The following is a 25,557-nucleotide window of genomic DNA, read 5'->3' as shown; positions in this document are numbered from 1 at the left end:
AACTTCCGGGTATCAGGGAAATCCCGCCCAAAGCGATCCCACCAAAATGCGGCACTGAGACTGGGGCCTGAATCGTGATCCGAGTGTACGATCTGCTCCGTCTCTGATTGAAAGTGCATGCGTCAACTCGCGGGAATTGCGGAACAATTCCGGGTCAAAAAACACAACTGAAGTGAGACGGGTATGAGTGGCGGGGAGACAGGGATTCGAACCCTGGGAACGCTCTCACGTTCAACGGTTTTCAAGACCGCCGCATTCGACCACTCTGCCACCTCCCCGCGTGAGGCTGGGTCTATGACGAGTTGAGCGCGGAGGCAAGCCATAAAGCGGGAAATCTTGCCGAAGCGAATGTAGCAGTCTTTCCATGGCCCGATGCCCGCGCTATGATCTGCGGGAAAGACCGCACAAGACTGGCAACAAGAACCAGCAATGACGCGGTGGGGCGCGGCCGGAATGGCCTTGTCAGGCAAGGGATTGAGAAAATGGAGCGAGCTACGGGCACACGCTTTGGGCCACAACGGCTGGCAATTTTGGTCGTGACGATGGCAGCATTGGCAGGATGCGAAGAAGGGCTACTTACTACAGAGGACCCGCCTGAGGATACGGCCGCCGAAGATGCGGACAACACAAACCGGTTCGAACTGTTCCCCGAGGCTGCCGCGACCAATCAGCGCGATGTTGAAGCCCCCGAGGTTTTTCAGGTCACCGAAGCAGGATTGTGGGACGGGCGGCCATCGCTGGGTGGTATCTGGGTGGCGCATCCCGATGTGACTCAACCCGAGCGGGTGCTAATCAAGAATACAGCCAACAACAAATCGGTAACGGGTGCCCTGTTCCGCCGTGAGCGGAATTTGCCGGGACCCGCGCTGCAGGTCTCGTCATCCGCTGCCGAGCAATTGGGAATGCTGGCTGGTGCTCCAACCAGGGTGCAGGTTGTCGCATTGCGACGTGAGGCTATTGAAGAACCCCCTGCACCTGTCGCCGCGGAACCTGCCGAAGAGACAGATAGTGCAGAGAGTTCGGAAACAACCGACACTGCAGAAGCGTCGGAAGCGAGCGCTGCTGAAAAGCCTCAAAAGCGGAAATGGTGGCAGAAAAAGCCAAGCACCGAAGCAGCGACCGGAGCTGCGGTCGTTGCCGGGGCTGCCGTTGTTGCATCGTCGGATGAAGATGCGCCCAGTGCAGAAGCCCCGACCAATGCAGAAGCTCTGACCAGTGAATTGGCCGCGAATGAGGCCCCAGCCCCAGAGAAACCGGCCAAACGCAAATGGTGGCAGAAAAAGCCAAGCGACGAGACTGCAGTCGCAGCAGCTGGCGCAGCAACCGCAGCGGCTGCCGAGACCGAATCCCCTTCGTCAGAAACACAGACGGCAGCATTGTCGGATCCCGAACTGACGGCACCGGCTGAAAAACCGGCCAAGCGCAAGTGGTGGCAAAAGAAAGACCCTAACGCAATCACCGAAACGCCTCTGGACCCGATTGCCGGAGCGGCAGCGGCCATCGAGGCCTCTGAACCAACGGCGGCGGCACCAGCGCCGGCGAGTGCTGCGACGACAAGTGGGTTGGCAAAACCTTTTGTTCAGGCGGGCACCTTCAGCGTAGAATCCAACGCCAAGAGCGCGGCGGACAAGATTCGGCGCAATGGCATGGCTGCCGAAGTCATGGAACTGAAAAGCGAGGACAAGTCGGTCTGGCGCGTTTTGGTTGGACCCGTTGCAACCCGCGCGGAACGTCGGGCGATGTTGAACGATGTGAAAGACCTTGGGTTTACCGATGCTTTCACGGCAAAGAACTGATCAAACAGGAGGCCCATGATGCTTTCCGCTTTGCGATCCACCACACTGGCCCTCGGGTTGGCGCTGTTGGCACTGCCCGCCTATGCCTTCGACACCACCGCGCGTGCGGCTTATGTGATGGACCAGAAAACCGGCACTGTGCTGTTGTCTAAAGACGCCGATCAGCCTCTGCCTCCAGCGTCCATGTCGAAGCTCATGACGCTTTATGTGGCGTTTGAAGCCTTGCGCGATGGTCGTTTGACGCTGGACGAAACTTTGCCCGTCTCGGAACATGCGATGAGCTATGGCGGCTCGACCATGTTCCTGAACACGCAGGATCGTGTCCGGGTCGAGGATCTTTTGCGCGGGATCATCGTGCTTTCGGGCAATGACGCCTGTGTCGTGATCGCCGAAGCGCTCAGCCCCGACGGAAGCGAAGCCGGATTCGCCCGTTTCATGACTCAGCGGGCGCAGCAGATGGGCATGAACAACTCGAACTTTGCCAATTCCAACGGCTGGCCTGCTGCTGGGCACATGATGTCAGTGCACGATCTGGCAGTTCTGGCCGACCGGCTGATCACCGATTTCCCCGAGTACTATCCCCTGTTTGCCGAAGAAGAGTTCGAATTCGATGGCCGAGCGCCCTCGAACGCGCGAAACCGCAATCCGCTGCTGAAGCTTGATATCGGGGCCGATGGCCTCAAGACTGGCCATACCCAAGAGGCAGGATATGGTTTGGTCGGTTCTGCCAAACAAGGCGACCGACGGGTTGTCTTTGTTCTTTCAGGGCTCGACAGCACTGCCAAGCGCGCAGAGGAGGCTGAGGCCGTGGTTAACTGGTCGTTTCGAAATTTTGTCGAGAGGACAGTTGCCAAATCAGAAGAACCGGTAGCCCAGGCCAAGCTTTGGATGGGGGCGGAAAAGACTGTGGGATTGGTGCCCGAGGGTGATCTGACCTTGCTGTTCCCCGTTTTGGGCGACAAGGACATCAAGGCCGAGGTTGTCTATGACGGCCCTATCAACGCACCGGTCAGCAAAGGCCAGCAATTGGCCGAGCTTGTGATCCAACCCGAGGGATTGCCCGAAATCCGCCGCCCGCTGGTTGCGGAAAAGGATGTTCCCTTGGGCGGGTTTGTCGTGCGTATGTTGACCGTGGGTGGCATCGTTCTGAAAGAAGTGATCAACACTCCGCTGGAGCAAATGTGACAGCGCGCGGAACGTTTCTGACCTTCGAAGGCATTGACGGATCAGGCAAGTCCACGCAGGCGCGCCTGCTGGCCGAGCACTTGCGGCATCAAGGCCGCGACGTCGTTCTGACGCGCGAGCCCGGCGGATCGGACGGGGCAGAAGAAATTCGCAGCCTTGTGCTGCAGGGTGATCCGGACCGCTGGTCGGCCGAGACCGAGATCCTGCTGTTCACCGCTGCCCGGCGCGATCATCTTGAGCGCACGATTGAACCCGCGTTGGCAGAGGGCAAGGTTGTGATCTGCGATCGTTTTGCCGACAGTACCCGGATGTATCAAGGTCTGTCGCGCGGCGATCTGCGGGGTTTGGTGGATCAGTTGCACAGCTTGATGATCTGGCGAGAGCCAGATATGACCTTGCTGATCGATATGGACCCGGAAACCGGCCTGTTGCGCGCCAAAGGTCGTCAGGGCACCGAAGAACGGTTCGAAGATTTCGGTTTGGAGCTTCAACAACAGATGCGGGCAGGTTTTCTGGGTCTGGCCCAAGAATTCTCTGACCGTTTCCGCGTGGTCGACGGCAATCGGGACATGGACAGCGTTGCGCGGGATGTGACAGATATTGTCATGACGTCCCTGCAATTGAGCTGACATGAGCGACGATATCCAAACACCGGATCAGGCCCCTGGTGCCCCGCATCCGCGCGAAACTCTCAAGCTGTTCGGACAGGATGCGGCCCAAGAGGCGTTTTTAACCGCGTATAACTCGGACCGGCTGCACCACGGCTGGTTGCTAACGGGGCCGCGCGGCGTGGGCAAGGCTACCCTTGCCTGGCACATTGCACAGTTTTTGTTGGCCACACCTCCGGCAGATGATGGCGGGTTGTTTGGTGCCCCTCCTGCGCCTGAGACGTTGGACATCGACCCGGACCACCCCGTCGCTCACCGAATCCAGGCGGGGGCCGAGCCCGGCCTTGCCGCAATCACCCGGTCCGTCAACGATCAGGGACGGCTGCGCAACGAAATCGTTGTCGATGACATCCGCAAATTGGGCAAGTTCTTCGGCCTGTCCTCTGCCGATGGTGGTCGCCGGGTTGTTATCGTCGATTCAGCGGATGAAATGAATGTCAGTGCTGCCAATGCGCTGCTGAAGATGCTCGAAGAGCCGCCAGCGCGCACAACGCTGCTGCTGATTTCACACCAACCTTCGCGCCTGCTGCCGACCATCCGTTCGCGTTGCCGCACGCTGCGGCTTTCACCCCTTGGCGCAGATGACATGAAGGCCGCGCTAGTGCAGACCGGCACAGAAATCCCTAGTCGGGCTGAACATTTGGCAGCCCTCGCCGCCGGGTCAGTGGGTGATGCCGTCCGCTTGATCAATCTCGGCGGGCTAGAGCTTTATGCCGAGCTGATTGCAATTCTGGGCTCCCTTCCCCGGCTCGACCGCCAGCGCACCCTAAAACTGGCAGAAGCGGCTGCTCAGCGAGGTGCTGCGGAACGGTTTGATCTGCTGCTTTCGCTGATCGACGTTGCGCTCTCGCGTTTGGCGCTGACAGGTGCAAAAGGTGCCGCCCCCATACCCGAGGCCGCCCCGAATGAGGCTGAAACTCTGTCGCGCCTCTCTAACTCGCAGCACAAGGCCCGCGAATGGGCGGAGGTCGCCGCGCTCATCACGACGCGCGCGCGGCATGGGCAGGCGGTGAACCTTGACCCTGCCTCGCTTGTCCTAGATACGGTGTTCAAGATACAGGAAACCGCCGGTCACAGCTGATGAGCCTCACCCCCGAAATTACCGACAGCCACTGCCATCTGGATTTCCCTGATTTCGACGGTCAGTTGGATGATATCGTCGCCCGCGCTACCGAGGCTGGCGTGACCCGCATGGTGACCATCTGCACCCGGCTGCGCAACGAACCCGCTGTGCGCGCCATCGCCGAGGCTCACGCCCCAGTCTTCTACGCTGCAGGCACCCACCCGATGAGCGCCGCTGATGAGCCGATGGCCACGGTCGATGAGCTGGTCGCATTGGCTAAGCATCCCAAGTTCGTGGGCATTGGGGAAAGCGGGCTTGATTATCACTACACGGCCGAGTCGGCAGATGTTCAGAAACAATCGCTGCGCATCCATATCGAGGCCGCCCAGCGCACCGGCCTGCCCCTGATCATCCACGCGCGCGCTGCTGATGACGACATGGCCCGCATTCTGACCGAAGAGCATCGTAATACGCCCTATTCCTGTGTCATGCATTGCTTTTCTTCGTCGGCAGAACTGGCCCGGGCCGCGCTTGATCTGGGCTTTTACCTGTCCATGTCCGGCATCGCGGCCTTCCCAAGAAGCCAGGAACTGCGCGATATCTTCGCTTCGGCACCTGTTGACCGAATTCTGGTCGAAACCGATGCGCCCTATCTTGCCCCCCCACCATATCGCGGTAAACGGAATGAGCCCGCCTATACGGCACACACCGCCCGTAAAGGGGCTGAGGTCTTCGGATTGGATTACGCAGATTTCGCCGCAAAAACGCAGGCCAATTTTGATCGGCTCTTCACTAAAGCCGCCACATACAAGGCGGCTGCATGAGCGAGCTGCGCCTGACAATTCTGGGCTGCGGGTCATCCGGTGGCGTCCCCCGTCTCGGGGGACATTGGGGCGATTGTGATCCGGAAAACCCGAAAAACCAGCGTCGGCGATGCTCGTTACTGGTCGAGCGGGACGGGCCGGACGGGACTACTTCGGTTCTGATCGACACCTCACCTGATATGCGTAGCCAATTGCTGGACACCGGGACGGGGCGATTGGACGGTGTCGTCTACACGCATTCCCACGCCGACCACATGAATGGGATCGACGATCTGCGGATGATCGTTTTCAATATGAAAACCCGCGTCCCCGTCTGGGCCGATGGTGACACGCAGAACGATCTGCTCAGCCGGTTTGGCTATGCCTTCGTTCAGCCCGAGGGATCGCCCTATCCGCCCATACTCGACCTCAAAACAATTAATGGGCCGTTCGAAATTTCCGGCCCTGGTGGCACGATCCCACTTCGGCCATTTCGCGTGAACCACGGATCGATTGATGCGCTTGGCTTCAGAATGGGAAACATCGTCTATCTGCCTGATGTAGCAGAGCTTTATGATGAGAGCATGACTGAACTGGCGAATCTGGATTGCCTGATTATTGACGCCCTGCGCCGCTCTCCGCATCCGACACATGCCCATCTGGAAAAGACGCTGGAGTGGATCGACCAATTGAAACCAAAACGCGCCGTTTTGACCAACATGCATATCGATCTGGATTATGCGACGGTCGATGCGGAAACACCGGATCATATCACGCCTGCCTATGATGGCATGGTGATCCGGCACGCCCTGTAAGGCATGCTGCTGCACGCGCTTGCGATACCCCGTATGGCGCCGCCATGTTACAAAGCCTGATTGATGTCATCCTGCCGGTGTTTCTGGTCATCGGTGCCGGATACACGGCGACGAGGTTCGGCTATTTTCGCGAAACCCATATCGATGGGTTAATGAGTTTCACGCAGAACTTTGCCATTCCCTGCCTACTGTTTCTCGCCATTGCCAATCTCGATCTCGGCACCAGCTTCGATCCTCGGCTTTTGGTCAGTTTCTATTCAGCAGCTGGCCTGTGTTTTGTCGCTGGTATGATCGGTGCGCGCCTGATCTTCGGACGAGCGTGGGAGGATTCGGTTGCTATTGGATTTTGCTGTCTGTTTTCAAACTCGGTCCTCTTGGGGTTGCCTATTACCGAGCGCGCCTATGGGGTCGAAAATCTAGTTGGCAACTTCACAATCATCGCGTTCCACTCACCCTTTTGCTATTGCCTCGGCATCACGGTGATGGAGGTGCTTCGAAACCGCGGCAACGGCGGAGTGCTGATGTTGAAATCCGTGCTGTCGGCCATGTTCAAGAATGCACTCATTCTTGGGATCTCGTTGGGGTTTGTCGTAAACCTCACTGGACTGGCCATACCCGGAGTTGTAGACGAAGCCTTGAACCTGATCACCCGCGCGGCCTTGCCCGGTGCCCTGTTCGCGCTGGGGGGTGTGCTGGTTAAGTACCGACCCGAGGGCGATCTGCGTACCATTATTTTCGTCTGCTGTATCTCATTGATGCTGCACCCGAGCCTGGTTTGGTTCTTCGGGTCATCTCTGGCGTTGCCGCAAGACCTGTTCCGCTCGGGCGTTCTTACCGCAGCGATGGCGCCGGGGATCAATAGCTACATCTTCGCAAACATGTACGGACATGCCAAACGTGTGGCCGCGTCGTCGGTTCTGATCGGAACGACCGCGTCAATATTGACGGTCTGGTTGTGGCTGACTCTACTGGGATGACGAAATTGCCAACACCGCATTGACTCTGCCCACCAGCAATACATCTATCGCAGAACCTATCCGGAGTCCTGCATGACACACGCCGTTATCGTCGCCCATGGCCAACCCTCGGACCCTGCACCTGCAGAAGCTGCGCTAGCAGCCTTTGCGCGAGAGGTAGATGAGTTATGTCAACGGGTTTCGGTATCGTCGGCCACATTGGCAGCCCCGCAGGCGTTGGAAAATTGCCTTGATGGATTGACCAGCGACACGGTTATCTACCCCTTATTCATGGCGCGCGGCTGGTTTGTCACCAGCGCTCTGCCAAAGCGGATTGGCCAGCGTTCTGTCACGATTCTGGACCCCATGGGTATCGATCCCGAACTGCCTGCCCTGATTACAGCGGCCATACATCAGGAACTGACGAACAGGGTTTGGAGCGCGGCGGACACAGATCTTGTGATCGCTGCACATGGCTCGGGCCGCAGCGCCAATCCGGCCATTGTCGCAAAGGGTTTCGCCGAGAATCTGGGTCGGCTTACCGCGTTCAATAGCATTCGCACCGGGTTCGTTGAGCAAACCCCATCAATTGCGGACGCCGCCACCGGGTGCGGTGGCAAGGCGCTGTGCCTGCCGTTTTTTGCCTGCACCGGAGGCCATGTTTTGGAAGATGTACCCGAGGAACTTGCCCGCGCCAGCTTTCACGGACACGTAATGCCCGTGATTTCAGAGCTTCCTCAGGTCAAGCGACACATCGCGGCGATGTTGGATACACTGTAGCGAAGCAAAGGGGGGCCACCTGCGTCAACCGGAATGCTGCGCATCCGATAGCTCGCAATAGAAACGGTGGCAGGATCGCCCGCTTCGTTTCGCTGCGTATAAAGCCAGATCGGCGGCATGAAGAATATCTTCGGCCTTGGGCACTTCGAATTGTGTCGAGAGTGCTGTACCAATACTTGCCGATATTCGGCAGGTTGCCCCATCGAACTGCATCGGCTTGCACAGGCGTGAAATCAGGCGCCCTGCAATACCATCAAGCTTTGTACGATCGTTCATGCCCTTAAAAATCAAGACAAACTCATCACCCCCGACTCGGGCAACTGTGTCGTCGCTGCGTGTGACGTCCAGCATGATCTTTGCAGCTTGCTGCAGAACATAGTCCCCTGCAGCATGCCCCAATCGATCATTGACTGATTTGAAGAAATCCAGATCCAGATGCATCATTGCAAAACTCGATTTCGCCGAAATCAAATGCCCTAGAATATGATCCATCGCACGTCGATTTTTCAGCCCGGTCAACGTATCCGTGTAGGCTTGTTCTTCTGCCGCCAGCATCGCACCTTGCAGACGCAAGTTCAGCGAGCGTGACGCTTCCATCGCGGCAGAATTTGCCTCGACCAGATACAACAATTCTATGGCCAGATCAGTGCCCGGGAAATCGGTGCTGGTCAGAGAATAGTCGCGTACCGCATCCAGTATCGAAATTCCAAACGACAGGTTGATGACCGCCCCGCTTCCGCCAGGAAACGGCGCGATCAGACCTTTGAACGCAGTCTGCGGCCGGTCTTGAAACCTAAGGTGTAGCTTTCGGTCCGGCACCATCATCAGCGCAGCTACTGTCGTGATTGAGCGAGGGCGCACCAGTTCAAAGACATCCAGAAAGCTTTGGCCGACCATAGGCCGATCCGGGCGTAGCTTCTGCAGAGTTGGTCCAACCTGCCCGATCCGCCCCATGTCATCTACAAGGACGAACATCGGACATAAGGTGTCCAGCAACTGTCCAAGATCTGCGGTCTTGATCATGATTTACGTGCCCCAAGATCAAAGTGACGCCCTTCGGCAAACGCGCTTTCGATCAATGTGATTGAAATCAACTCAGCCCCGTTTTGGCACCCTTCATTGGACAGGATCACCAACGCCCCATAGTCATCCGCCATGGCTCGCAGTACACCGGTCATGACGCTGGAATACCCCGGCAAATCAGGAGTGCAATGCAGGTGATATTCCCCGGGCGAGTGTTCCTGCAATTCCAAATCCGGCAATCTCAGATCGGACACAGCAAGGCGGACGCGATCCGACAGATCATCAAGCGAATGCAGAAACTCCAAATAGGTGACCCCGCCAAAACGCAATAACCTGCGTAGATCTTCCATGTTCGAGTGTGAGACCAGATAAGTGCCCAAATCCTCAAGAAATTCGGATTTTGGGCGGTTCAAGTCAGCGCACAAAGCGTCGAGCACTCGGGTCGATATCTCCGTGTCATAGATCAACATCGCCTCGAACTCGTCAAATCCCAGCCCGGCCGTATGAGTCGCGCGCAACCAGCATTGACGCCCGTAGGTGGCGCAGACAAAGGATTGGATCGCCCTGTTGATCAGCCCGTGCATGTGTCGCCTCAGATTGAAAGACACTCTCAAGTGATCGCAGAAAGCTTAACAAACACCCAAAATCCGATACGGGATTATGAGAATCCGATCTAATCCCAAACTGAAGGGCGGATTGGGCAGCGATCAGAAATCGGTCGGCGCACCGCCTTCGGCCTTGCGGCGCTCAACAAACTCGGCCAGCTCCTCGCGGATCGCCTCATCCATCTTCGGGGCTTCGAAATTGTGCACGATCTCCTTGAACATCCGATGGGCACGTTCCGCAGTCCAGATACCACCAGCTGCTTCCCAGGCTTCGAAGTTTTTCCAGTCACTCAGGAACGGCTGATAAAATGCGGTGGTATAACGATCTTGCGTATGTTGGATGCCAAAGAAATGCCCGTCGTTTCCAACAGACCGGATCGCTTCAAGGGCGATGTCATCCGGGCCCGTTGCTGTCAGTTCCGGCTGCATATACCGCTGAATCTGCTGCAGGATTTCGCAATCCATGATGAATTTCTCGGGGCTTGCGATAAGGCCTCCTTCAAGCCAGCCTGCCGCATGATATACCATGTTGGTGCCTGACTGCACCGCCGCCCAAAGGGAATTCGAGGTTTCCCAAACCGACTGCCCATCGGGCACATTTGCCGCGCAAACGCCCGAGGACCGCATAGGCAAGCCATAATACCGTGCCATCTGCCCAGTCATCTGGGTCGAGCGCATGTATTCCGGTGTCCCGAATGCAGGCGCACCGGATTTCATATCGACATTCGAAGTAAAGGTCCCGATCACGCATGGAATACCCGGGCGAACGTACTGAAACAACGCAATCGCGCACAGCGCTTCGGCAAGCGATTGTGCCACTGCGCCAGCCATCGTCACGGGGGCCATCGCCCCGGCCAGAGTGAAAGGCGTCACGACAATTGCCTGCCCACGCCGCGCAAGCCGCAGGCAGCCATCGATCATTGGATGGTCGTGTTTCAACGGTGAGGTCGAGTTGATGTTAGTGTACATCCGGGGCGTGGCCTCGAATTCCTCGTGGCTCAGGCCACCCGCGATACGCACCATCTCCATCACGTCTTCGACGCGCTCTTTCCCCAGCGAATAGGCATGCATTGCCTTATCAGTCAGGGTCAGCTTGTCATAAAGCACATCAAGGTGCCGTATGCTGGCGTGGATATCGACCGGCTCAACCGGATATCCACCTGCAAAGTGGATACAGTTGAAGTATTGCGTCAGCTTCAGCAGGTCCTGACACATCCGCCGGGTGCCGGGCACTTTTTTTCCGATTTCCATGTCCCAATAATTTGGTGGGGATGAAACATTGCCGAACAGAATGGTCTTGCCACCAATCTCGATCTGATGCTCCGGGTTGCGCGGCGTGATGGTAAATTTGTTGGGCGCCTTGCTCACCATTTCCATCACGAAATCCCGGTCCATACGGACGTTGTCGCCGGAAATTGTACAGCCCGCCTTGCGCAGGATCCCGATGGCTTCTTGATTGTAGAACTCGATGCCGATCTCTTCGAGAATCCGCATGGCACCTTCGTGAACCGCTTCGATTCCCTCGGGTCCCAACGGCTCGATTGGCTTGTCGATGTTTGTGGGCGGGTTCCAGGGCATCTGCTCGATCACCGCCGCGCCGCGCCTCGCGGCTGCGCCCGCGCGTCCACCACCGCGACGTTTGCGTGTCTTGCTCTCAGCCATCACCATCCTCCGCGCTTTCACTCCCATGAAAGCCCCGAAGACTCAGCATCGCCGTTCTGTCTGCGACAAGAGTTGTCGGTTTTATTATCCAACCCGGCGATTTGGAACCGAGGTTATTCGGTTTTCGACAACCAGCCGGGAATGTGCCCGATGTTGGGCAAGACGACATCCGCCAGCGGTTCGAGTGTTTTGGCCGTCGCCATGCCGGTCAGAACCCCGATGGTGACCATCCCTGCGGCGCGTCCCGCCTCTAGATCGTGAAGACTGTCACCAACCATCGCAACACGAGATGGCGCGACCTCGACATGCTGAGCAAAGGCCAATAGCTGCCCCGGACCTGGCTTGTAACCATGTCCGCTGTCATATCCGGCTACAAAATCAAAATGGTCTCGCACACCAACGGACTGCAGGTGCTGCAGGGCCGGCATTTCAGCATCGTTCGTCGCAACGCCCAGTTTCAGCCCGGCGCGACGCAGCTCGGCAAGGAATGGTGCCAAGGGAACGGCTTGGATCTGCTCTGCGTTCGCTGACGCCCGGTTGAGTGTTTCGATCAGGTGCCCCAGAGATACCTCAGGCAAATGCGGTGTAAGGGCTGCAGCAACTTCATCGACCGTTCCGGCGATGACTACGCTATTCGGGTCGTAGCTCTCTTGTTCAAAATCAAATCCGATGGCCTTCCCCAACTCGGTCGCGCGCTGCACATCTCCATCAGAGAGCTGCAGCATCGCGATACGCCCGAACGCACCCCAAGTGGCTGCAAAATCAAAAAGAGTACCGTCCTTGTCGAACACGAGGGCGTCGATTGCCATGAAACAAATTTCCTTTGGGTTAGGTCCAGTGCATATCCGAAATTCCGGACAACGCGGCACGGGCTTGACCCGGCTCTTCGTAGGGCACGGAATTGGCGTCACAAAAAGCGATCACCCATGAATCGTCAAGCAGCAGAAAGTCCAACACAGACCCAAGAAATTCAGCCTCACCCGCACGGTCGCGCAAATCTTGTTCCGAGGCACCTGTCGCCCCCAGGAAAACGGGCAGCAACTCATCATTTCCCACCAGCCAGCCCAGCACATTCAGGGCCAGAGTTTCAGCGGAATTGGCGGAGATCGGCATAAACTGGCCTCGGACACTGTGTTGGAAAGGGTTTGTTAACCAGACTCATAAACACTTTAGCAACGCATGCAATCAAACGGTGAATGGCTATGTCTGTACAAGGCACCATACTCGTCCTCGACGGTGTTTCGACCAATCGCATAATGCTCAAGGTTCAGTTGACGGCCGCCTGGTACCATGTCGTGCAGGGTGAGAAACTGGCCGGGCTTGGTGCATTGCTGCGGCGGACACGGCCTGATCTGGTTCTTACAGCGCAAACTCTGCCCGACGGAAGCGCTGCGGATGTTAAGAAAGTGATGGCGGCAGATCCTGCTCTGATCGATGTGCCGATTGTTGCGATTGCACCGCAAAACGACAAAGCAGCGCGTTTGAAGGCACTGTCGGACGGGCTGGACGATGTGCTTGGCTATCCGTTCAAGGATACACTTCTATTGGCCCGCGTGCGCAGCTTGTTACGTACGCGCGCCGAACGGCAGGAATTAAACATCGAAGGTTCGGCCCAAACCATTGGCTTTGGCGAGGCGCCACAGGTGCTGATCGCCCCGCCATCGACGGCAGAGATCGCGATCCTGACGCAAACAGTTCGAACCAGTGCGTTGTGGAGTAATGCTCTGACCCATCAAACCCGGCATCGTGTGACCGGCCATACTCTGCCTGATCTCAAAGGCATCCTGTCCGGAACGATCCCGGACGCGATTGTTGTTGAGCTTGCACCGAATAGCTCGGGGCGGAACCTACTGGCAGATCTTCGGTCGCGCGGTGCGACACGAAATACGGTGCTGATCGGTGTGTTGCCGGATGATAATCCCGCACTTGCGGCCGAGGCGCTGGACCGAGGCGCTGATGCGGTCTGCATGGGCGGGTTTCAGACAGATGAGATATGCTTGCGGCTTGAAACTCTGATCGCCCGCAAGACCCGAGACGACAGATTGCGAGCGACATTGCGCAGGGATTTGGCCGAATCCCTGATCGATCCGCTGACCGGACTGTTCAATCGCCGCTATGCGATGCGCGCGCTGGACCAGATCGCGCTTCAGGCCCCAGAAACGGAACACGGATTCGCTGTGATGCTGGCCGATCTGGACCACTTCAAGGCAATCAATGACCGTTACGGTCACGCCGCGGGGGATTTGGTTCTGACCGAAACCGCGAAAAGGCTGCGAGTCGTGATAGGAAAAACCGGTTTTGTCGCGCGTATCGGCGGCGAAGAGTTCATGATCGGGCTACCGAATACCTCAACCGACCAAGCGCTGAAGCAAGCGAAACAGATTTGTGAAACAATTTGCGAAAAACCTTTTCAGCTGCCGGATCGTCCGGCCCCAGTACCCGTAACGATCAGCGTGGGGGTGAAATTATGTACCACGCCCGAACTCTCTCATCCAGGCGAAACAGACCCGGTTGGTCGATTGATCAGCTCGGCGGACAAAGCACTTTATGCCGCCAAAAAAGCGGGCCGCAACCAGGTACAGATTCGGCAAAGCGCAGCGTGACTAGTCAGTCCCGTTTTTTGTGTTTGCGCGGGCCGCGTTTAACCACGTCCTCCAGCCGGTCAGCGTAAGCGGCACGTTGGTCATCATTCATGGCCGAGATCTGGGCCAGCCATTGCTGATGAAGCGCAGTCTGCAGATCAGCAGTTGCTTTCGACTGCTGTGCCAAAAGACTCGCAACCGCTGCGGGATCGAAAGGCACGGCCCTAAGCACTTGACTAAGAGCAGTAAAATCCTGCTTGCGCCGATGTGATCCTTTTCCGCGCAGGTCCGACAACTCACCTCTCAGAGCCTTTCGATCCGACTTTGGCAGCGCATAATACAGCGCCGGGCCAAATCCCGGAGGCGCATCGGCATGAGCGCTTCCTTTAAAGCGCAATGCCGCACCCAAAATGACTCCGACAATCAGCAGATTCAAAGCAAGAGAGACAACCAGCAATATCGGCATCCATTTGCGTTTGGGTGCGGGATGATCGCTCATTCTGCGTCCTCCAGATAGTTTTCGTCTAAATTCAGATCGGCCATCAGATAGGTCGTCTCTTGTGAGATGAAATAATCAACAGGGTCCGGCAAGAAGGCCGGAGCGGAGAACCCGATCCAGACGCCAGCTGCGCTTGCCGCCACAAGACCGCTCAACCCTTGCCACCCCCCGATAATGCCTATCTTTTGCCGCCATGTCCGCCGCTGCGGTCTTGCAGTCCGGGCCAGACGTATGGCTTCGGCATCAGTTTCGATCCGAACCGCAAGATCGTCAGGAAACGTATCTCGCGCCGCACGCGCCCGTGCAAACAGATGGTCGAGTTCGTTATCTTGATCAGCCATGTTCGTACCCCAGTTCATCCCGACGCCCCGCCAGTATCGCGGTCAGAGTTCGTTTGCCACGCGCGGTCAGGCTTTCAACCGCCTCGACCGAAATATCCATGATCCCCGCGATTTCGGGATTGGACAATTCTTCGATGTGCCGCAGAACCACAGCCTGCCGCTGCCGGTCCGGCAAATGCTCCAACGCAGCCTGCAACGCGTCCTTGCGGGCACTCTCCTGCATCTGGTCGACCACACTGGCAGTCTCATCTTCGGGTTCGGCCACATTGTCCAACGCTTGAGGCCGCTTTTTCCGGCGCAAGTCCACACATAGATTCAGTGTTACGCGATAGAGCCAGGTCGATAACTGCGCCTGCCCCGGCACCCAGTCAGGTGCCATCTTCCAAAGGCGCATCATCGCTTCTTGCGTCACGTCCTCTGCTTCTGCTGGGTTTCCCAGCATTCGCAAAGCCACGGAATAACTTCGCGGCCCCAACCGCCCGGTCAGCAGGCGGGCCGCCGTAGCATCGCCATCAGAAAACCGGCCCAGCAACTCTTCGTCGCTGGGCTCGGGCATGGCAGGTGTTCCGCCATGCTCGATGTCGGGATAAGAGGTCAGATCCTCCATCCCGCATCAGTTGTTGTCGGTGTCCGACTTCTGATGCCGCTTGTGTTTCCGGCCCATTTTGTCTTTTGCATCCGCGTATTCCTGTTCTGAGATCGAACCGTTGCCGTCGGCATCGATGCGCTCGAACATCTTGGAGGCGCGGCGCGGTTTCGGCAATTCATCTTCGCTAAGGAAACCATCCGCATTTGCGTCGTGCTTTTCGAACATCTTGGTAACACGCTCGTTGGCCTTGGTCTGCGCCGCGGCCTGCATTTCTTCGACGCTCAGTTGGCCGTCGCCATCCGTATCGGCAGCGGTGAATTTCTGGTTGCGATGTGTCTCGATCTCGGCCTGAGTCACCTGCCCGTCCCCGTCGGCATCCAGTTCCTGAAATGTCGCACGCGGGCCCTTGGCCAAAGCGGAAGTGCCGGTCACAGTAACTGCAGCTACCACGATTGCCGAAATGAAGCTTTTGGTTTTCATTACATAGTTCCCTGAATTTGGCGGCCATTTGCCGCTGTTGATACTTATTCAAACGCGGCTTGGGCGGGTTTCCGTCGCTTCCGGCACAACTTTTTTTGCTTTATTTGAAACGCCAATAGAAAATGATACGCTAAGCAGCAGCGCCACAAAGCGACGCACCCCCCTTTTCCGTTGGGTCTGATCCTGCCTATATGCCTCCAGGAAAGATGCGCGAGATACATATGATTGACCAAACTATTGACAGTTCGCTCGAAGAAGACCGCCCAACAAAACCCGCATTGATCCGAGGGTTCCGGTGCAAATGCCCGAATTGCGGTGAGGGTGCGCTGTTGCACAGCTATCTCAAGGTGAATGACACCTGTTCGGAATGCGGGCAGGAATTGTTCCATCATCGCGCTGATGACGGCCCGGCCTACCTGACGATCCTGCTGGTGGGGCACCTTCTGGCACCCGCCCTTCATGTCTCTTACGTGCAGTGGCGTCCCGATCCATGGACCATGGCGATTGCATTCTCGATCGGATGCGTCGCGCTGTCCCTGTTCCTTCTGCCCCGTCTCAAAGGGGCCGTGGTCGCCTATCAATGGGCACGGCGGATGCACGGGTTTGGCAAGGCCGGATGACGGCGGATAAAACCGCAATCCGGGATGCTGCTACCGTAATCGTATTGCGTGATCGGTTCACAGACCCGTCGATCCTGATGGGCCAACGCGGTGCCAAGGCTGCGTTCATGCCGAACAAATTCGTGTTCCCGGGCGGCGCGGTTGATGCTTCCGATGCGGGCATCTCGCTCAGCACGCCATTGCCCGATCTATGCACCGATCGCCTGTCACAACAATCAGCGCCAAACTTGCAGACCTCTCTAGCTGTCGCGGCGATCCGAGAGTTGTGGGAAGAAACCGGGCTTGTTCTGGGGCAACAAGGGGATTGGCAAGGCGCGATCCCAGCCGATTGGCAAAGCTTTGCGGCGATGGGCTACCTGCCGTCTGCAGAAGCACTGCAATTTGTCTTTCGCGCAGTCACACCACCGGGACGACCCCGCCGGTTCGACGCCAGGTTCTTTCTGGTCGATGCGGACGCGATTCAGGGGGATCTTGACGACTTCACCCATGCCTCGGACGAGCTATCGCATTTGCAATGGGTCAAGATCAGCCAAGCGCGGGAGTACGACCTGCCCTTCATCACCGAAGTTGTTCTGGCCGAAGTCGCCGCCCGTGCAGAGGACCAGAACCCGCCTGAAACCGTTCCCTTCTTTCTCAACAACGAAGAGGCCAGCCTTTTCCTGCAGCTTCGGGGCTATCCGATGCCTTATGCAGATTAACGCATTCGGCTAACAACCACTGTTACCTCGGGTTTCTTGCCGATCTCGGCCTGCGCTGTCTGTCGTGCGATCCGGCGCAACCCTTCTTCCAGTTTGTCGTCATCACGCAGCGTCTTTGCGCCCGCACGCATCAGGAACTGGTTCAGGTCCTCTTCCAGCACCTCGATCAGCCCCGCGCGGGATGATCCCATTTCGGGCAGGCCCATCGTATCGCACCACGGCTCACCCAGCGGTTCGTCTTCTTCGTCCAATATCACCGTGATGGTGATATGGCCGTTCAGCGCCATGCGAATCCGGTCGCGCACCACGCCGTCCAAGGCGCCGATTTTGACTGTACCATCCAGATAGGTCCGGCCAGTCTCGATATAATCCGCCACTTTGGGCGCATTCCCAGTCAGATCCAGCATAGTGCCGTTAACAGCGAGAATCCCAGTACGTCCGCCCGTTTCGGCCAGTTTGGCATGCTCACGCAAGTGGCGGTGTTCGCCATGCATCGGGATGACCATCTGCGGATCGATCAGAGCGTGAACCTTCTCAAGATCAGGCCGGTTGGCGTGACCCGAGACGTGATACAGACCAGAGCTGTCATCGACCACATCCACGCCCTTCTCACTGAGCTGGTTCATGATGCGGATCACGCCACGTTCATTGCCGGGAATAGTCTTGGACGAGAACAGAAACAGATCGCCCTCTTTCGCTTCTAGTCCGCGATACTTACCGCGCGCCAGTTGGGCGCTGGCTGCGCGGCGTTCGCCTTGGCTGCCAGTCACAATCAACATCAGGTTCGCGCGTGGCACGTCGACGGCCTCTTCGGCGCTGATAACCTTTGGAAAATCGGTCAGGATGCCGGTCTCGGTCGCCGCCTCGATCATACGCCGCATCGCACGACCCAGCAGTACGACCGAACGGCCGGCTTTCTGTCCCGCCTCTGCCAGCGTTTTCACGCGTGCCACGTTCGAGGCAAACGTGGTTGCGATGACCATGCCGCTGGCCTCTTGAACCAGACGGGTGATCTCGGGGCCGACTTCGGATTCCGAACGCCCGGGATGGCTTGAGAACACATTGGTACTGTCACAGACCAACGCTTTGACGCCGGGCTTTGCCACCTCGGCCCACAGATCGGGATCGAATGGTTCGCCCACGACCGGGTTGGAATCGAGCTTGAAATCCCCCGTATGCACCACGCGTCCGGCAGGCGAGTCGATAACGAGCCCTGCACTTTCAGGGATGGAATGCGAAACCGGCAGGAAACCAACGGTAAACGGGCCAGCCTTGATCTGTTCGGGCCATGGAGACGCAGTTTGCACTGCCTCGGTCGGGTGGCCGCGTTCTTCCATCTTGCGACGCGCGATATTGGCGGTAAAAGCGCGCGCGTAGACCGGCGCGCCCAAAGCCTCATAACAGTGGGCCACCGCCCCGACATGATCTTCGTGCGCGTGAGTGACAAAAACTGCTTCCAGCTGATCGGCGCGCTCTTTCAGCCAGGTGACGTCTGCAAAGATCAGATCCACGCCGGGCGAGGTGTCCATGTCCGGGAAGGCAACGCCAAGATCCACAAGGATCAACCGCTCTTGCCCCGGCTTACCGTAACCATAGACATAGGCATTCATGCCGATTTCACCTGCACCGCCCAGCGGCAGATAGATCAGTCGTTCACTGCTCATGTTGAGCCATTTTCCTTGTTATAGCGATGTATCACGGTCAACCCGTGCATCGTCAGATCATCCTCGATAGCGTCAAAACCCACGTCAGCCTGATCAAACAGAGGCGCCAGGCCCCCGGTACCGACGACTTTCATCGCCATTCCGTATTCAGCTTTCACGCGCGAGATCAGCCCTTCGATCAGGCCGGAATATCCCCAATACACGCCGGACTGGATACAGCCAACCGTGTTTGTTCCAATCACTTTTTCGGGTCTCGTGATGTCGATATGCGGCAACGCCGCGGCACCTTGATGCAGTGCCTCAAGGCTCAGGTTCACGCCAGGGGCGATGATACCACCGACGTAGGCGCCGTCGGCTGCGACCACGTCGAAATTCGTGGCGGTCCCAAAGTCAACCACAACCACATTGCCGCCATGGCGGTCGAACGCCGCCGCCGCGTTGGCCAACCGGTCCGGACCGGGCACGGTGCCTTCGTCCACGCGCGGATTGACCGGCAGCAGGCAATCTGGCTTGCCAACGACAATCGGCCGGCATCCAAAAAAGCGATCAGCAAAGACCCGCAGGTTGAACACCACGCGTGGCACGGTTGAGGCGATGATCACATCCGAGATATCAGCTTCGATACCGTAGTGTTTCACCAAGGTTGAATACCAGGTGAAATAAGCATCCGCTGTGCGGGCATGATGAGTTGAGGTGCGCAGGGTGCACAGAAACTTTTCGCCATCCCAGATCGAGAAAACGGTGTTGGTATTGCCGCAATCAATCGCCAGAAGCATCCCGCGCCCCTTTCAGAAGTACACATCCGCAGCCGGAATGCTGACCCGGCCCTTGGCGGTGTTTAGGACAAGGCTGCCACCCACGTCTACCGTTTCGAAGGTTCCAACCGTTTCAGACGTGGCTGTACGAGCGGTTATGACTTCGCCCAACCGCGCTGCTCGGGATAGCCAGGCGGTGCGGATCGGTTCGAACCCGTAGGTCATGAACTGGGTCTCATAATGCGCATAAGCTACCGCCAGTTCGGTCAGAAAATCCTCGGGGGTGGTGAGCGCGCCGGTTTCCGAGAGCAGAGAAACAGGTCGCACCGCTCCGGCTTCGACGCGATCAGTGCCCGGTGCCTCGGACAGGTTCACCCCAATCCCTATCGCCAGATGTGACACCCCCCGGCCCTGCCCCGTGCTTTCTAGCAGGATACCCGCTAGTTTTCCGCCGTTGAGCAGCACGTCATTGGGCCATTTCAGTGCCAAACCTACTGCGCGCCCCGTTACCGCCACACAGGCATCATACAGGGCGAGCGCTGCGACAAAACTTCGAAGGGCCGCCTGTTCCGGATCACCCGGCGGGCGCATCAGCAAAGTCGCTGCCAGATTACCTTTGGGGTTGGCCCAGGCTCGCCCGCGCCGACCACGCGCGGCGGTCTGATGATGTGCCATGATCCAGACCGGACCGGTCGCTGTTGGCGCAAGCCGCACCGCCTCATTCAGAGTACTGTCGACTTCTTTCAGTATATGCAGGCCATATCCCTGCGGCCATTCGCTCATGTCAAAAAGGCCCGGTCGCGCGACCGAGCCTCGGTTGATCGAAACGCGGCAGTATCAGTTGACAAGCGTCGCCGCAGCAGCTGCAGCTGCCCCTTCCACACCGAACTGATAAAATACGCCAATCAACATCAGAGCCGCAGAGCCCATCAGCGCTGCCCACAAAACCGGGGTCGAGCGGATCTCGATCGGGTCTTCATTCTCCGCCCCGAAATACATGTAGAACACGATCCGCAGATAGTAGAACGCACCGATGACCGAGGCGATGGCCGAGACGATCACCAGCCCGAACAGGTCGGCATCGATACCCGCTTGCCAGACGCCGAACTTGGCGAAGAAGCCCAGCATCGGTGGCACGCCCGCCAGACTGAACATCAGGATCAGGACCGCCAGAGCTTTGCCCGGATCGCGCTTCGAGAACTGACGTAGCGCATCAATATCAGTGACCGGTTTGCCATCACGCTCCATCATCAGGATGAATGCGAAGGTTCCGATGTTCATCGTCACATAGATGGCCAGATACATCAGCATTGCCTTGATGCCCATCTCGGTCCCGGCGGCCAGTCCGATCAGAGCATATCCCATATGGGCAATCGACGAAAACGCCATCAGCCGCTTGATGTCCCGCTGCCCGATGGCCGCAACCGCGCCCAGCAGCATCGACAGGACCGAAAGCAGCACGATCACTTGCTGCCAATCCTTGATCACGCCTCCGAATGCGTCATGCATCAGGCGCGCGAACAAGGCCATCGCAGCCACTTTCGGAGCGGTAGCGAAGAACGCAGTAATCGGGGTCGGTGACCCTTCATACACATCCGGCGTCCACATGTGGAACGGCACGGCCGAGACCTTGAAGGCCAGACCCGAGATCATGAACACCAGGCCAAACAGGAGGCCAATCGAGACATCTCCATGATGCACCGTTTGGATGATACCCGAGAACAGCGTGGTGCCAGTGAAGCCGTAAACCAGCGACGCACCATAGAGCAGCAAGCCAGAACTCAACGCGCCCAGCACGAAGTATTTCAGACCGGCTTCGGTGGATTTGGCACTGTCGCGCCGCAAGGCGGCCACGACGTAAAGCGACAGCGACTGCAGCTCAAGCCCCATATAAAGCGACATCAGATCGCCTGCGCTAACCATCATCATCATGCCTACAGCCGCAAGTGCGACCAGCAGAGGATATTCAAAGCGCAACAGATCGCGGCGCGCCATATATTCCTGGCTCATCAGCAATACCGCAGCGGCGGACAGCAGAATCGCAACCTTTGCAAATCGAGCAAAGCCGTCATCCACGAACATGCCGTTGAAGGCCACGTTGGTACCTTCGCCATTCATCGCAATCCAGATTGCCAACACCGCCATCAGACCTGAAGTGGCCCAGACCAGCATGGGAGCCAGAGCATCCTTGGTGGTGTAGACAGCCCCGATCAGCGCCGCCATCGCATAAATTGCCAGAACAATTTCCGGCAGGATGATTGTCAGATCAGCCTGGATCATGTCTCCAAAGCCCCCTTAATGCGAAGCGGCTGTCTGGGTTGCGGCTTCAGCCGCGGCCAGAGCCGTGTCATAGTTCGAGATTAGCGCTGCGGTGGATTGCCCGATCACATCGGTCACCAGCGAGGGATAAATCCCAAGCAGAATGGTCATCACGATCAGCGGCGCGAAGATCAGCCGCTCGCGCGAGCTCATGTCTGTGATGGCCTTGAGGCTTTCCTTGATCAGATCTCCAAAGACTACCCGGCGATAGAGCCATAGCGCATAGCCCGCCGAGAAGATCACACCGGTTGCAGCCACAGCCGTCACCCAGGTGTTGACCTGGAATGCGCCCATCAGGGTCAGGAATTCCCCGATGAAGCCCGATGTACCAGGCAAGCCGACATTGGCCATGGTGAACAGCATGAAGACCAGAGCGTAAGCCGGCATCCGGATGACCAAACCGCCATACGCCTCGATATCGCGGGTGTGCATCCGGTCATAGATCACGCCAACACACAGGAAGAGCGCTGCGGAAATGAACCCATGACTGAGCATCTGGAAGATCGCGCCATCAATGCCCTGCTGGTTCGCTGCAAAGATACCCATGGTCACAAAGCCCATATGCGCGACCGAGGAATAGGCGATCAACTTCTTCATATCCTCCTGCACCAGCGCGACCAGAGAGGTGTAGACAACAGCAATCGCCGACATCCACAGCACCACATCGGTCATCACCGCAGACCCCACCGGGAACATCGGCAGGCTGAAGCGCAGGAAGCCATAGCCGCCCATCTTCAACAGGATCGCCGCCAGCACGACCGACCCTGCCGTCGGCGCCTGAACGTGCGCATCCGGCAGCCAGGTATGCACCGGCCACATCGGCATCTTCACCGCGAACGACGCGAAGAAGGCCAGGAACATCAGCGTCTGCATGCCGCCGACGATATAGATGCCCAGTACGCTGAACCCTTCGGACGAGAACTGATGGCTCATCAGCGCCTCGATATCCGTGGTGCCCGCATCCGCATACATCGCAACCATCGCCACCAGCATCAGCACCGAGCCGAGGAAGGTGTATAGGAAGAACTTGAAGCTGGCATAAATGCGGTCTTTGCCGCCCCAGATACCGATGATCAGGAACATCGGGATCAGGCCCGCCTCGAAGAACAGGTAGAACAGCACCAGATCCAGCGCCATGAACACGCCCAGCATCAGCGTTTCCAGCAGCAGGAATGCGATCATGTATTCCTTGACCCGGTCCGTGACCTGCCAGCTGGCCAGAATGGTCAGCGGCATGATGAAGGTGGTCAGCAGCACGAAAAGAACGCTGATCCCATCGACACCCATCTTGTACTTCAGGCCCAGCAGCCACTCGCCCTCTTCCACCATCTGGAAGCCGGTGTTGGACGGATCAAAGCCGGTATAGATGCCGATTGAGACCAGAAAGGTCACGGTTGTGGCAACCAGCGCAACCCATTTGGCGTTGCGCTGCGCGGCTACGTCCTCGCCATGCAGAAACAGGGCCAGAATGCCTGCTGCGATGGCGGGGATGAAGGTGACAATAGATAGGATATTGTCCATTAGTTTGCGCCTCCGCCGATCGACATCCAGGTGACAAGAGCGGCGATGCCCAAAACCATCCAGAAGGCGTAAGTAAAGATGTAACCCGTCTGAGCTTTGCCTGCGAGGCGGGTAAAGAAGGGCACGACGCCCATCGAAACCCCGTTCAGGAAGCCATCAATCGTGTTGCCGTCACCGCGTTTCCACAGGAACCGACCCAGCGCAATGGTAGGTTTGACAAAGATCGCGTCGTAGATCTCGTCAAAGTACCACTTATTCTTGAGAAACAGGTACAGCGGCCGCTGGTTCGCCGCCAGACGAGCGGGCAGCGACGTGTTCACGATGTAGAACCAATAGGCGACGACAAAACCCAGCAGCATAGCAACAAAAGGCGATACTTTGACCCATTTCGGAGCCTCATGCGCATCGTTCAGGACATTGTTGTCAGGTGCCATATACAGCGCGCCTTCGCCTGGCTCACCGCCAAAGCTGGCATGCTTTTTGTCCGCCTTGTAGCCACCCTCGCCTTTATCGGCCTTCGCGTTGACTTGGTCGTCATCTGCCTTGGCCTCACCATGAGATGCGTCTGCGGCAACTTCGCCATGACCGCCGGTCTCTTCCGCCAGCGGAATACCGTAGAACTTGGCCACTTTATCGGTGTAGCCGAAGAACTGATTGTACCAAAGCATCCCCGAGAATACCGCGCCCAGAGACAGTACCCCCAGCGGGACCAGCATGACCATCGGACTTTCATGCGCGTGCTCGTGCGTATGCTTGTCGCCACGCGGCTCGCCATAGAAGGTCAGGAATATCAGACGCCAGCTGTAGAATGAGGTGAACACCGCTGCGATTACCAACATCCAGAAGGCATAACCTGTGCCACCTACAAAGGCGCTTTCGATTATGGCATCCTTCGACAGGAACCCGGCGAAGCCAAACGTGGTCAGCGGGATGCCCACACCGGTAATGGCCAGCGTGCCGATCATCATCGCCCAGAACGTATAGGGGATTTTCTTCCGCAGACCGCCGTACTCGGTCATCTCCTGCTCATGATGCATCGCATGGATCACTGAACCGGCACCAAGGAACAGCAGCGCCTTGAAGAACGCGTGCGTCAGCAGATGGAACATCGCGGCTGAGTACATGCCAACGCCGGCGGCGACAAACATGTAACCCAATTGCGAACAGGTCGAATACGCAATGACCCGCTTGATATCGGTCTGCACCAAGCCCACGGTTGCTGCGAAAAACGCAGTCGAAGCGCCAAGGAAGGCTATGAACCCGGTGGCCCCCGGTGCGAACTCCATCAGCGGCGACATACGGCAGACCAGGAACACACCTGCGGTAACCATGGTCGCAGCGTGGATCAGCGCGGACACAGGGGTCGGACCTTCCATCGCATCCGGCAGCCAGGTGTGTAGTATCAACTGCGCCGATTTACCCATCGCGCCAATGAACAGCAGAACACAGATCACCTCGATCGCAGTCCACTCACCCCAGAGGAAGCTCAGTTTTTCCTCCGCCAATGCTGGGGCCGACGCGAATATGTCTGAGAAATTGATGCTGTCGGTCAGGAAGAACAGCGCGAAGATCCCCAGCGCAAAGCCGAAATCGCCCACTCGGTTCACGATGAACGCTTTCATCGCCGCTGCATTGGCGCTGGGCTTGCGATAATAAAACCCGATCAGCAGGTACGAGGCGACACCCACGCCTTCCCAGCCAAAGAACATCTGAACCAGATTGTCCGCCGTCACCAGCATCAGCATCGCGAAGGTGAAGAACGACAGATAGGCAAAGAAACGCGGCTTATAGCTTTCGCCTTCACGCCATTGCGGGTCGTGATCCATGTAGCCGAACGAATACAGGTGAACCAGCGCCGAAACGGTCGTCACCACGATCAGCATGATCGCCGTCAGACGGTCCAGACGAATGGCCCAGCTTGTCGACAGCGAACCACTTTCGATCCAGCGCATGATCTCGATCTGCTGGGTGTGGCCGTCAAATGAGAGGAAGACGATCCAGCTGAGCAGGCAGGCCAGAAACAGCAGGCCCGTTGCGGTCCACATGGCGGCTTTCTCACCAATGAAGCGCCAGCCAAAACCGCAGATCAACGCACCCACGAGCGGGGCAAAGAGGATGGTGGTTTCCATATTC

At 57.6% G+C, this 25,557-nt stretch carries 26 protein-coding genes and 1 tRNA gene; 11 read left to right on the top strand and 16 right to left on the bottom strand.

Going from position 1 to position 25,557, the window contains the following annotated elements; genetic code table 11:
* Positions 1-188: 188 nt before the first annotated feature.
* A tRNA-Ser gene (locus ACR0BT_RS16660) sits at positions 189-278 on the bottom strand.
* Positions 279-482: 204 nt separating this feature from the next.
* On the opposite strand from ACR0BT_RS16660, the gene ACR0BT_RS16655 reads away from it, so the two are divergent.
* The 8 genes from ACR0BT_RS16655 (at position 483) to ACR0BT_RS16620 (ending at position 8,066) form a co-directional block, all read left to right on the top strand.
* On the top strand, positions 483-1,796 hold the full coding sequence (locus ACR0BT_RS16655) for an SPOR domain-containing protein (RefSeq protein WP_480763622.1): 1,314 nt from the start codon (positions 483-485) through the stop codon (positions 1,794-1,796).
* An 18-nt stretch (positions 1,797-1,814) separates the two neighbouring features.
* Positions 1,815-2,981 carry a D-alanyl-D-alanine carboxypeptidase family protein gene (locus ACR0BT_RS16650; protein WP_480763621.1) on the top strand — a complete coding sequence of 389 codons (1,167 nt, stop codon included), beginning with the start codon at positions 1,815-1,817 and terminating at the stop codon, positions 2,979-2,981.
* Positions 2,978-3,610: a dTMP kinase gene (gene tmk, locus ACR0BT_RS16645; RefSeq protein WP_480763619.1), complete on the top strand. Its 633-nt coding sequence runs from the start codon at positions 2,978-2,980 to the stop codon at positions 3,608-3,610. Before ACR0BT_RS16650 ends, tmk begins: the two co-directional genes overlap by 4 nt.
* Position 3,611: 1 nt before the next feature.
* A complete protein-coding gene (locus ACR0BT_RS16640) occupies positions 3,612-4,730 on the top strand; it encodes a DNA polymerase III subunit delta' (protein WP_480763617.1) in 1,119 nt (372 codons plus the stop codon).
* Entirely contained in the window at positions 4,730-5,536 is an 807-nt protein-coding gene (locus tag ACR0BT_RS16635; RefSeq protein WP_480763616.1) for a TatD family hydrolase, read from the top strand. Before ACR0BT_RS16640 ends, ACR0BT_RS16635 begins: the two co-directional genes overlap by 1 nt.
* Entirely contained in the window at positions 5,533-6,330 is a 798-nt protein-coding gene (locus tag ACR0BT_RS16630) for an MBL fold metallo-hydrolase (RefSeq protein WP_170511617.1), read from the top strand. Before ACR0BT_RS16635 ends, ACR0BT_RS16630 begins: the two co-directional genes overlap by 4 nt.
* A 44-nt stretch (positions 6,331-6,374) precedes the next feature.
* Positions 6,375-7,307 (top strand): AEC family transporter, encoded by a 933-nt coding sequence (locus ACR0BT_RS16625; protein ID WP_170424079.1) that lies wholly within the window; start codon positions 6,375-6,377, stop codon positions 7,305-7,307.
* Positions 7,308-7,379: 72 nt separating this feature from the next.
* Positions 7,380-8,066, top strand: a complete 687-nt coding sequence (locus ACR0BT_RS16620) for a CbiX/SirB N-terminal domain-containing protein (protein ID WP_170397003.1) — start codon at positions 7,380-7,382, stop codon at positions 8,064-8,066.
* 24 nt (positions 8,067-8,090) lie between these two features.
* Here the strand turns inward: ACR0BT_RS16620 and ACR0BT_RS16615 are convergent, their stop codons facing one another.
* From ACR0BT_RS16615 to ACR0BT_RS16595, 5 genes are all read right to left on the bottom strand, one after another.
* Positions 8,091-9,089, bottom strand: a complete 999-nt coding sequence (locus tag ACR0BT_RS16615) for a diguanylate cyclase domain-containing protein (protein ID WP_480763615.1) — start codon at positions 9,087-9,089, stop codon at positions 8,091-8,093.
* Positions 9,086-9,673: a heme NO-binding domain-containing protein gene (locus tag ACR0BT_RS16610; RefSeq protein ID WP_170424083.1), complete on the bottom strand. Its 588-nt coding sequence runs from the start codon at positions 9,671-9,673 to the stop codon at positions 9,086-9,088. The genes ACR0BT_RS16615 and ACR0BT_RS16610 overlap by 4 nt, the downstream gene beginning before the upstream one ends.
* 123 nt (positions 9,674-9,796) lie before the next feature.
* Positions 9,797-11,356 carry a trimethylamine methyltransferase family protein gene (locus ACR0BT_RS16605; RefSeq protein ID WP_480763614.1) on the bottom strand — a complete coding sequence of 520 codons (1,560 nt, stop codon included), beginning with the start codon at positions 11,354-11,356 and terminating at the stop codon, positions 9,797-9,799.
* Between the two features lie 113 nt (positions 11,357-11,469).
* A complete protein-coding gene (locus ACR0BT_RS16600) occupies positions 11,470-12,165 on the bottom strand; it encodes an HAD family hydrolase (protein ID WP_170424087.1) in 696 nt (231 codons plus the stop codon).
* Between the two features lie 19 nt (positions 12,166-12,184).
* Positions 12,185-12,469 (bottom strand): DUF3572 domain-containing protein, encoded by a 285-nt coding sequence (locus tag ACR0BT_RS16595; protein ID WP_170397013.1) that lies wholly within the window; start codon positions 12,467-12,469, stop codon positions 12,185-12,187.
* Positions 12,470-12,552: 83 nt separating this feature from the next.
* Here ACR0BT_RS16595 and ACR0BT_RS16590 point away from each other — a divergent pair, with 83 nt between their 5' ends.
* On the top strand, positions 12,553-13,959 hold the full coding sequence (locus ACR0BT_RS16590) for a diguanylate cyclase (protein WP_480763613.1): 1,407 nt from the start codon (positions 12,553-12,555) through the stop codon (positions 13,957-13,959).
* A gap of 4 nt (positions 13,960-13,963) precedes the next feature.
* Here the strand turns inward: ACR0BT_RS16590 and ACR0BT_RS16585 are convergent, their stop codons facing one another.
* The 4 genes from ACR0BT_RS16585 to ACR0BT_RS16570 are packed head-to-tail and all read right to left on the bottom strand — an operon-like array spanning position 13,964 to position 15,847.
* Entirely contained in the window at positions 13,964-14,437 is a 474-nt protein-coding gene (locus ACR0BT_RS16585; protein WP_170397015.1) for a periplasmic heavy metal sensor, read from the bottom strand.
* On the bottom strand, positions 14,434-14,778 hold the full coding sequence (locus ACR0BT_RS16580; protein ID WP_170511601.1) for a hypothetical protein: 345 nt from the start codon (positions 14,776-14,778) through the stop codon (positions 14,434-14,436). Before ACR0BT_RS16580 ends, ACR0BT_RS16585 begins: the two co-directional genes overlap by 4 nt.
* Positions 14,771-15,385 (bottom strand): RNA polymerase sigma factor, encoded by a 615-nt coding sequence (locus ACR0BT_RS16575; protein ID WP_480602165.1) that lies wholly within the window; start codon positions 15,383-15,385, stop codon positions 14,771-14,773. The genes ACR0BT_RS16580 and ACR0BT_RS16575 overlap by 8 nt, the downstream gene beginning before the upstream one ends.
* 6 nt (positions 15,386-15,391) lie before the next feature.
* A complete protein-coding gene (locus ACR0BT_RS16570; RefSeq protein ID WP_170403961.1) occupies positions 15,392-15,847 on the bottom strand; it encodes an EF-hand domain-containing protein in 456 nt (151 codons plus the stop codon).
* A 221-nt stretch (positions 15,848-16,068) separates the two neighbouring features.
* Here ACR0BT_RS16570 and ACR0BT_RS16565 point away from each other — a divergent pair, with 221 nt between their 5' ends.
* Positions 16,069-16,467 (top strand): DUF983 domain-containing protein, encoded by a 399-nt coding sequence (locus tag ACR0BT_RS16565; protein ID WP_170397024.1) that lies wholly within the window; start codon positions 16,069-16,071, stop codon positions 16,465-16,467.
* The gene (locus ACR0BT_RS16560) at positions 16,464-17,165 is read left to right on the top strand and encodes an NUDIX hydrolase (RefSeq protein WP_480763612.1); all 702 of its coding nucleotides are present in this window, start codon (positions 16,464-16,466) and stop codon (positions 17,163-17,165) included. The genes ACR0BT_RS16565 and ACR0BT_RS16560 overlap by 4 nt, the downstream gene beginning before the upstream one ends.
* Here ACR0BT_RS16560 and ACR0BT_RS16555 read toward each other — a convergent pair.
* Genes ACR0BT_RS16555 through nuoL form a run of 6 tightly spaced genes read right to left on the bottom strand, consistent with a single transcriptional unit; the run spans position 17,162 to position 25,553 of the window.
* Positions 17,162-18,829 (bottom strand): ribonuclease J, encoded by a 1,668-nt coding sequence (locus ACR0BT_RS16555; RefSeq protein WP_480763611.1) that lies wholly within the window; start codon positions 18,827-18,829, stop codon positions 17,162-17,164. The two genes, ACR0BT_RS16560 and ACR0BT_RS16555, sit on opposite strands and share 4 nt — an antisense overlap.
* Positions 18,826-19,605, bottom strand: a complete 780-nt coding sequence (locus ACR0BT_RS16550; RefSeq protein ID WP_170397028.1) for a type III pantothenate kinase — start codon at positions 19,603-19,605, stop codon at positions 18,826-18,828. Before ACR0BT_RS16550 ends, ACR0BT_RS16555 begins: the two co-directional genes overlap by 4 nt.
* Positions 19,606-19,617: 12 nt before the next feature.
* Positions 19,618-20,367, bottom strand: a complete 750-nt coding sequence (locus tag ACR0BT_RS16545; RefSeq protein ID WP_170397030.1) for a biotin--[acetyl-CoA-carboxylase] ligase — start codon at positions 20,365-20,367, stop codon at positions 19,618-19,620.
* Positions 20,368-20,421: 54 nt separating this feature from the next.
* Positions 20,422-21,864, bottom strand: a complete 1,443-nt coding sequence (nuoN, locus tag ACR0BT_RS16540) for an NADH-quinone oxidoreductase subunit NuoN (RefSeq protein ID WP_170397032.1) — start codon at positions 21,862-21,864, stop codon at positions 20,422-20,424.
* A 15-nt stretch (positions 21,865-21,879) separates the two neighbouring features.
* Entirely contained in the window at positions 21,880-23,424 is a 1,545-nt protein-coding gene (locus ACR0BT_RS16535) for an NADH-quinone oxidoreductase subunit M (protein WP_170424095.1), read from the bottom strand.
* Positions 23,424-25,553, bottom strand: a complete 2,130-nt coding sequence (gene nuoL / locus ACR0BT_RS16530; protein ID WP_480763610.1) for an NADH-quinone oxidoreductase subunit L — start codon at positions 25,551-25,553, stop codon at positions 23,424-23,426. Before nuoL ends, ACR0BT_RS16535 begins: the two co-directional genes overlap by 1 nt.
* Positions 25,554-25,557 lie beyond the last annotated feature (4 nt).

The sequence above is a fragment of the Ruegeria sp. CJ6 genome (assembly GCF_056536665.1).
This window is presented reverse-complemented; position numbering and strand designations above follow the sequence as displayed.

Coding starts and splice junctions, on each gene's coding strand:
- ACR0BT_RS16635 (WP_480763616.1), top strand. CDS start 4,730: ATGAGCCTCACCCCCGAAATTACCGACAGCCACTGCCATCTGGATTTC.
- ACR0BT_RS16620 (WP_170397003.1), top strand. CDS start 7,380: ATGACACACGCCGTTATCGTCGCCCATGGCCAACCCTCGGACCCTGCA.
- nuoL (WP_480763610.1), bottom strand. CDS start 25,553: ATGGAAACCACCATCCTCTTTGCCCCGCTCGTGGGTGCGTTGATCTGC.
- ACR0BT_RS16580 (WP_170511601.1), bottom strand. CDS start 14,778: ATGGCTGATCAAGATAACGAACTCGACCATCTGTTTGCACGGGCGCGT.
- ACR0BT_RS16555 (WP_480763611.1), bottom strand. CDS start 18,829: ATGAGCAGTGAACGACTGATCTATCTGCCGCTGGGCGGTGCAGGTGAA.
- ACR0BT_RS16650 (WP_480763621.1), top strand. CDS start 1,815: ATGCTTTCCGCTTTGCGATCCACCACACTGGCCCTCGGGTTGGCGCTG.
- ACR0BT_RS16630 (WP_170511617.1), top strand. CDS start 5,533: ATGAGCGAGCTGCGCCTGACAATTCTGGGCTGCGGGTCATCCGGTGGC.
- nuoN (WP_170397032.1), bottom strand. CDS start 21,864: ATGATCCAGGCTGATCTGACAATCATCCTGCCGGAAATTGTTCTGGCA.
- ACR0BT_RS16575 (WP_480602165.1), bottom strand. CDS start 15,385: ATGGAGGATCTGACCTCTTATCCCGACATCGAGCATGGCGGAACACCT.
- ACR0BT_RS16570 (WP_170403961.1), bottom strand. CDS start 15,847: ATGAAAACCAAAAGCTTCATTTCGGCAATCGTGGTAGCTGCAGTTACT.
- ACR0BT_RS16615 (WP_480763615.1), bottom strand. CDS start 9,089: ATGATCAAGACCGCAGATCTTGGACAGTTGCTGGACACCTTATGTCCG.
- ACR0BT_RS16560 (WP_480763612.1), top strand. CDS start 16,464: ATGACGGCGGATAAAACCGCAATCCGGGATGCTGCTACCGTAATCGTA.
- ACR0BT_RS16600 (WP_170424087.1), bottom strand. CDS start 12,165: ATGGCAATCGACGCCCTCGTGTTCGACAAGGACGGTACTCTTTTTGAT.
- ACR0BT_RS16550 (WP_170397028.1), bottom strand. CDS start 19,605: ATGCTTCTGGCGATTGATTGCGGCAATACCAACACCGTTTTCTCGATC.
- ACR0BT_RS16605 (WP_480763614.1), bottom strand. CDS start 11,356: ATGGCTGAGAGCAAGACACGCAAACGTCGCGGTGGTGGACGCGCGGGC.
- ACR0BT_RS16655 (WP_480763622.1), top strand. CDS start 483: ATGGAGCGAGCTACGGGCACACGCTTTGGGCCACAACGGCTGGCAATT.
- ACR0BT_RS16640 (WP_480763617.1), top strand. CDS start 3,612: ATGAGCGACGATATCCAAACACCGGATCAGGCCCCTGGTGCCCCGCAT.
- ACR0BT_RS16610 (WP_170424083.1), bottom strand. CDS start 9,673: ATGCACGGGCTGATCAACAGGGCGATCCAATCCTTTGTCTGCGCCACC.
- ACR0BT_RS16535 (WP_170424095.1), bottom strand. CDS start 23,424: ATGGACAATATCCTATCTATTGTCACCTTCATCCCCGCCATCGCAGCA.
- ACR0BT_RS16625 (WP_170424079.1), top strand. CDS start 6,375: ATGTTACAAAGCCTGATTGATGTCATCCTGCCGGTGTTTCTGGTCATC.
- ACR0BT_RS16565 (WP_170397024.1), top strand. CDS start 16,069: ATGATTGACCAAACTATTGACAGTTCGCTCGAAGAAGACCGCCCAACA.
- ACR0BT_RS16595 (WP_170397013.1), bottom strand. CDS start 12,469: ATGCCGATCTCCGCCAATTCCGCTGAAACTCTGGCCCTGAATGTGCTG.
- ACR0BT_RS16585 (WP_170397015.1), bottom strand. CDS start 14,437: ATGAGCGATCATCCCGCACCCAAACGCAAATGGATGCCGATATTGCTG.
- ACR0BT_RS16545 (WP_170397030.1), bottom strand. CDS start 20,367: ATGAGCGAATGGCCGCAGGGATATGGCCTGCATATACTGAAAGAAGTC.
- ACR0BT_RS16590 (WP_480763613.1), top strand. CDS start 12,553: ATGGCTATGTCTGTACAAGGCACCATACTCGTCCTCGACGGTGTTTCG.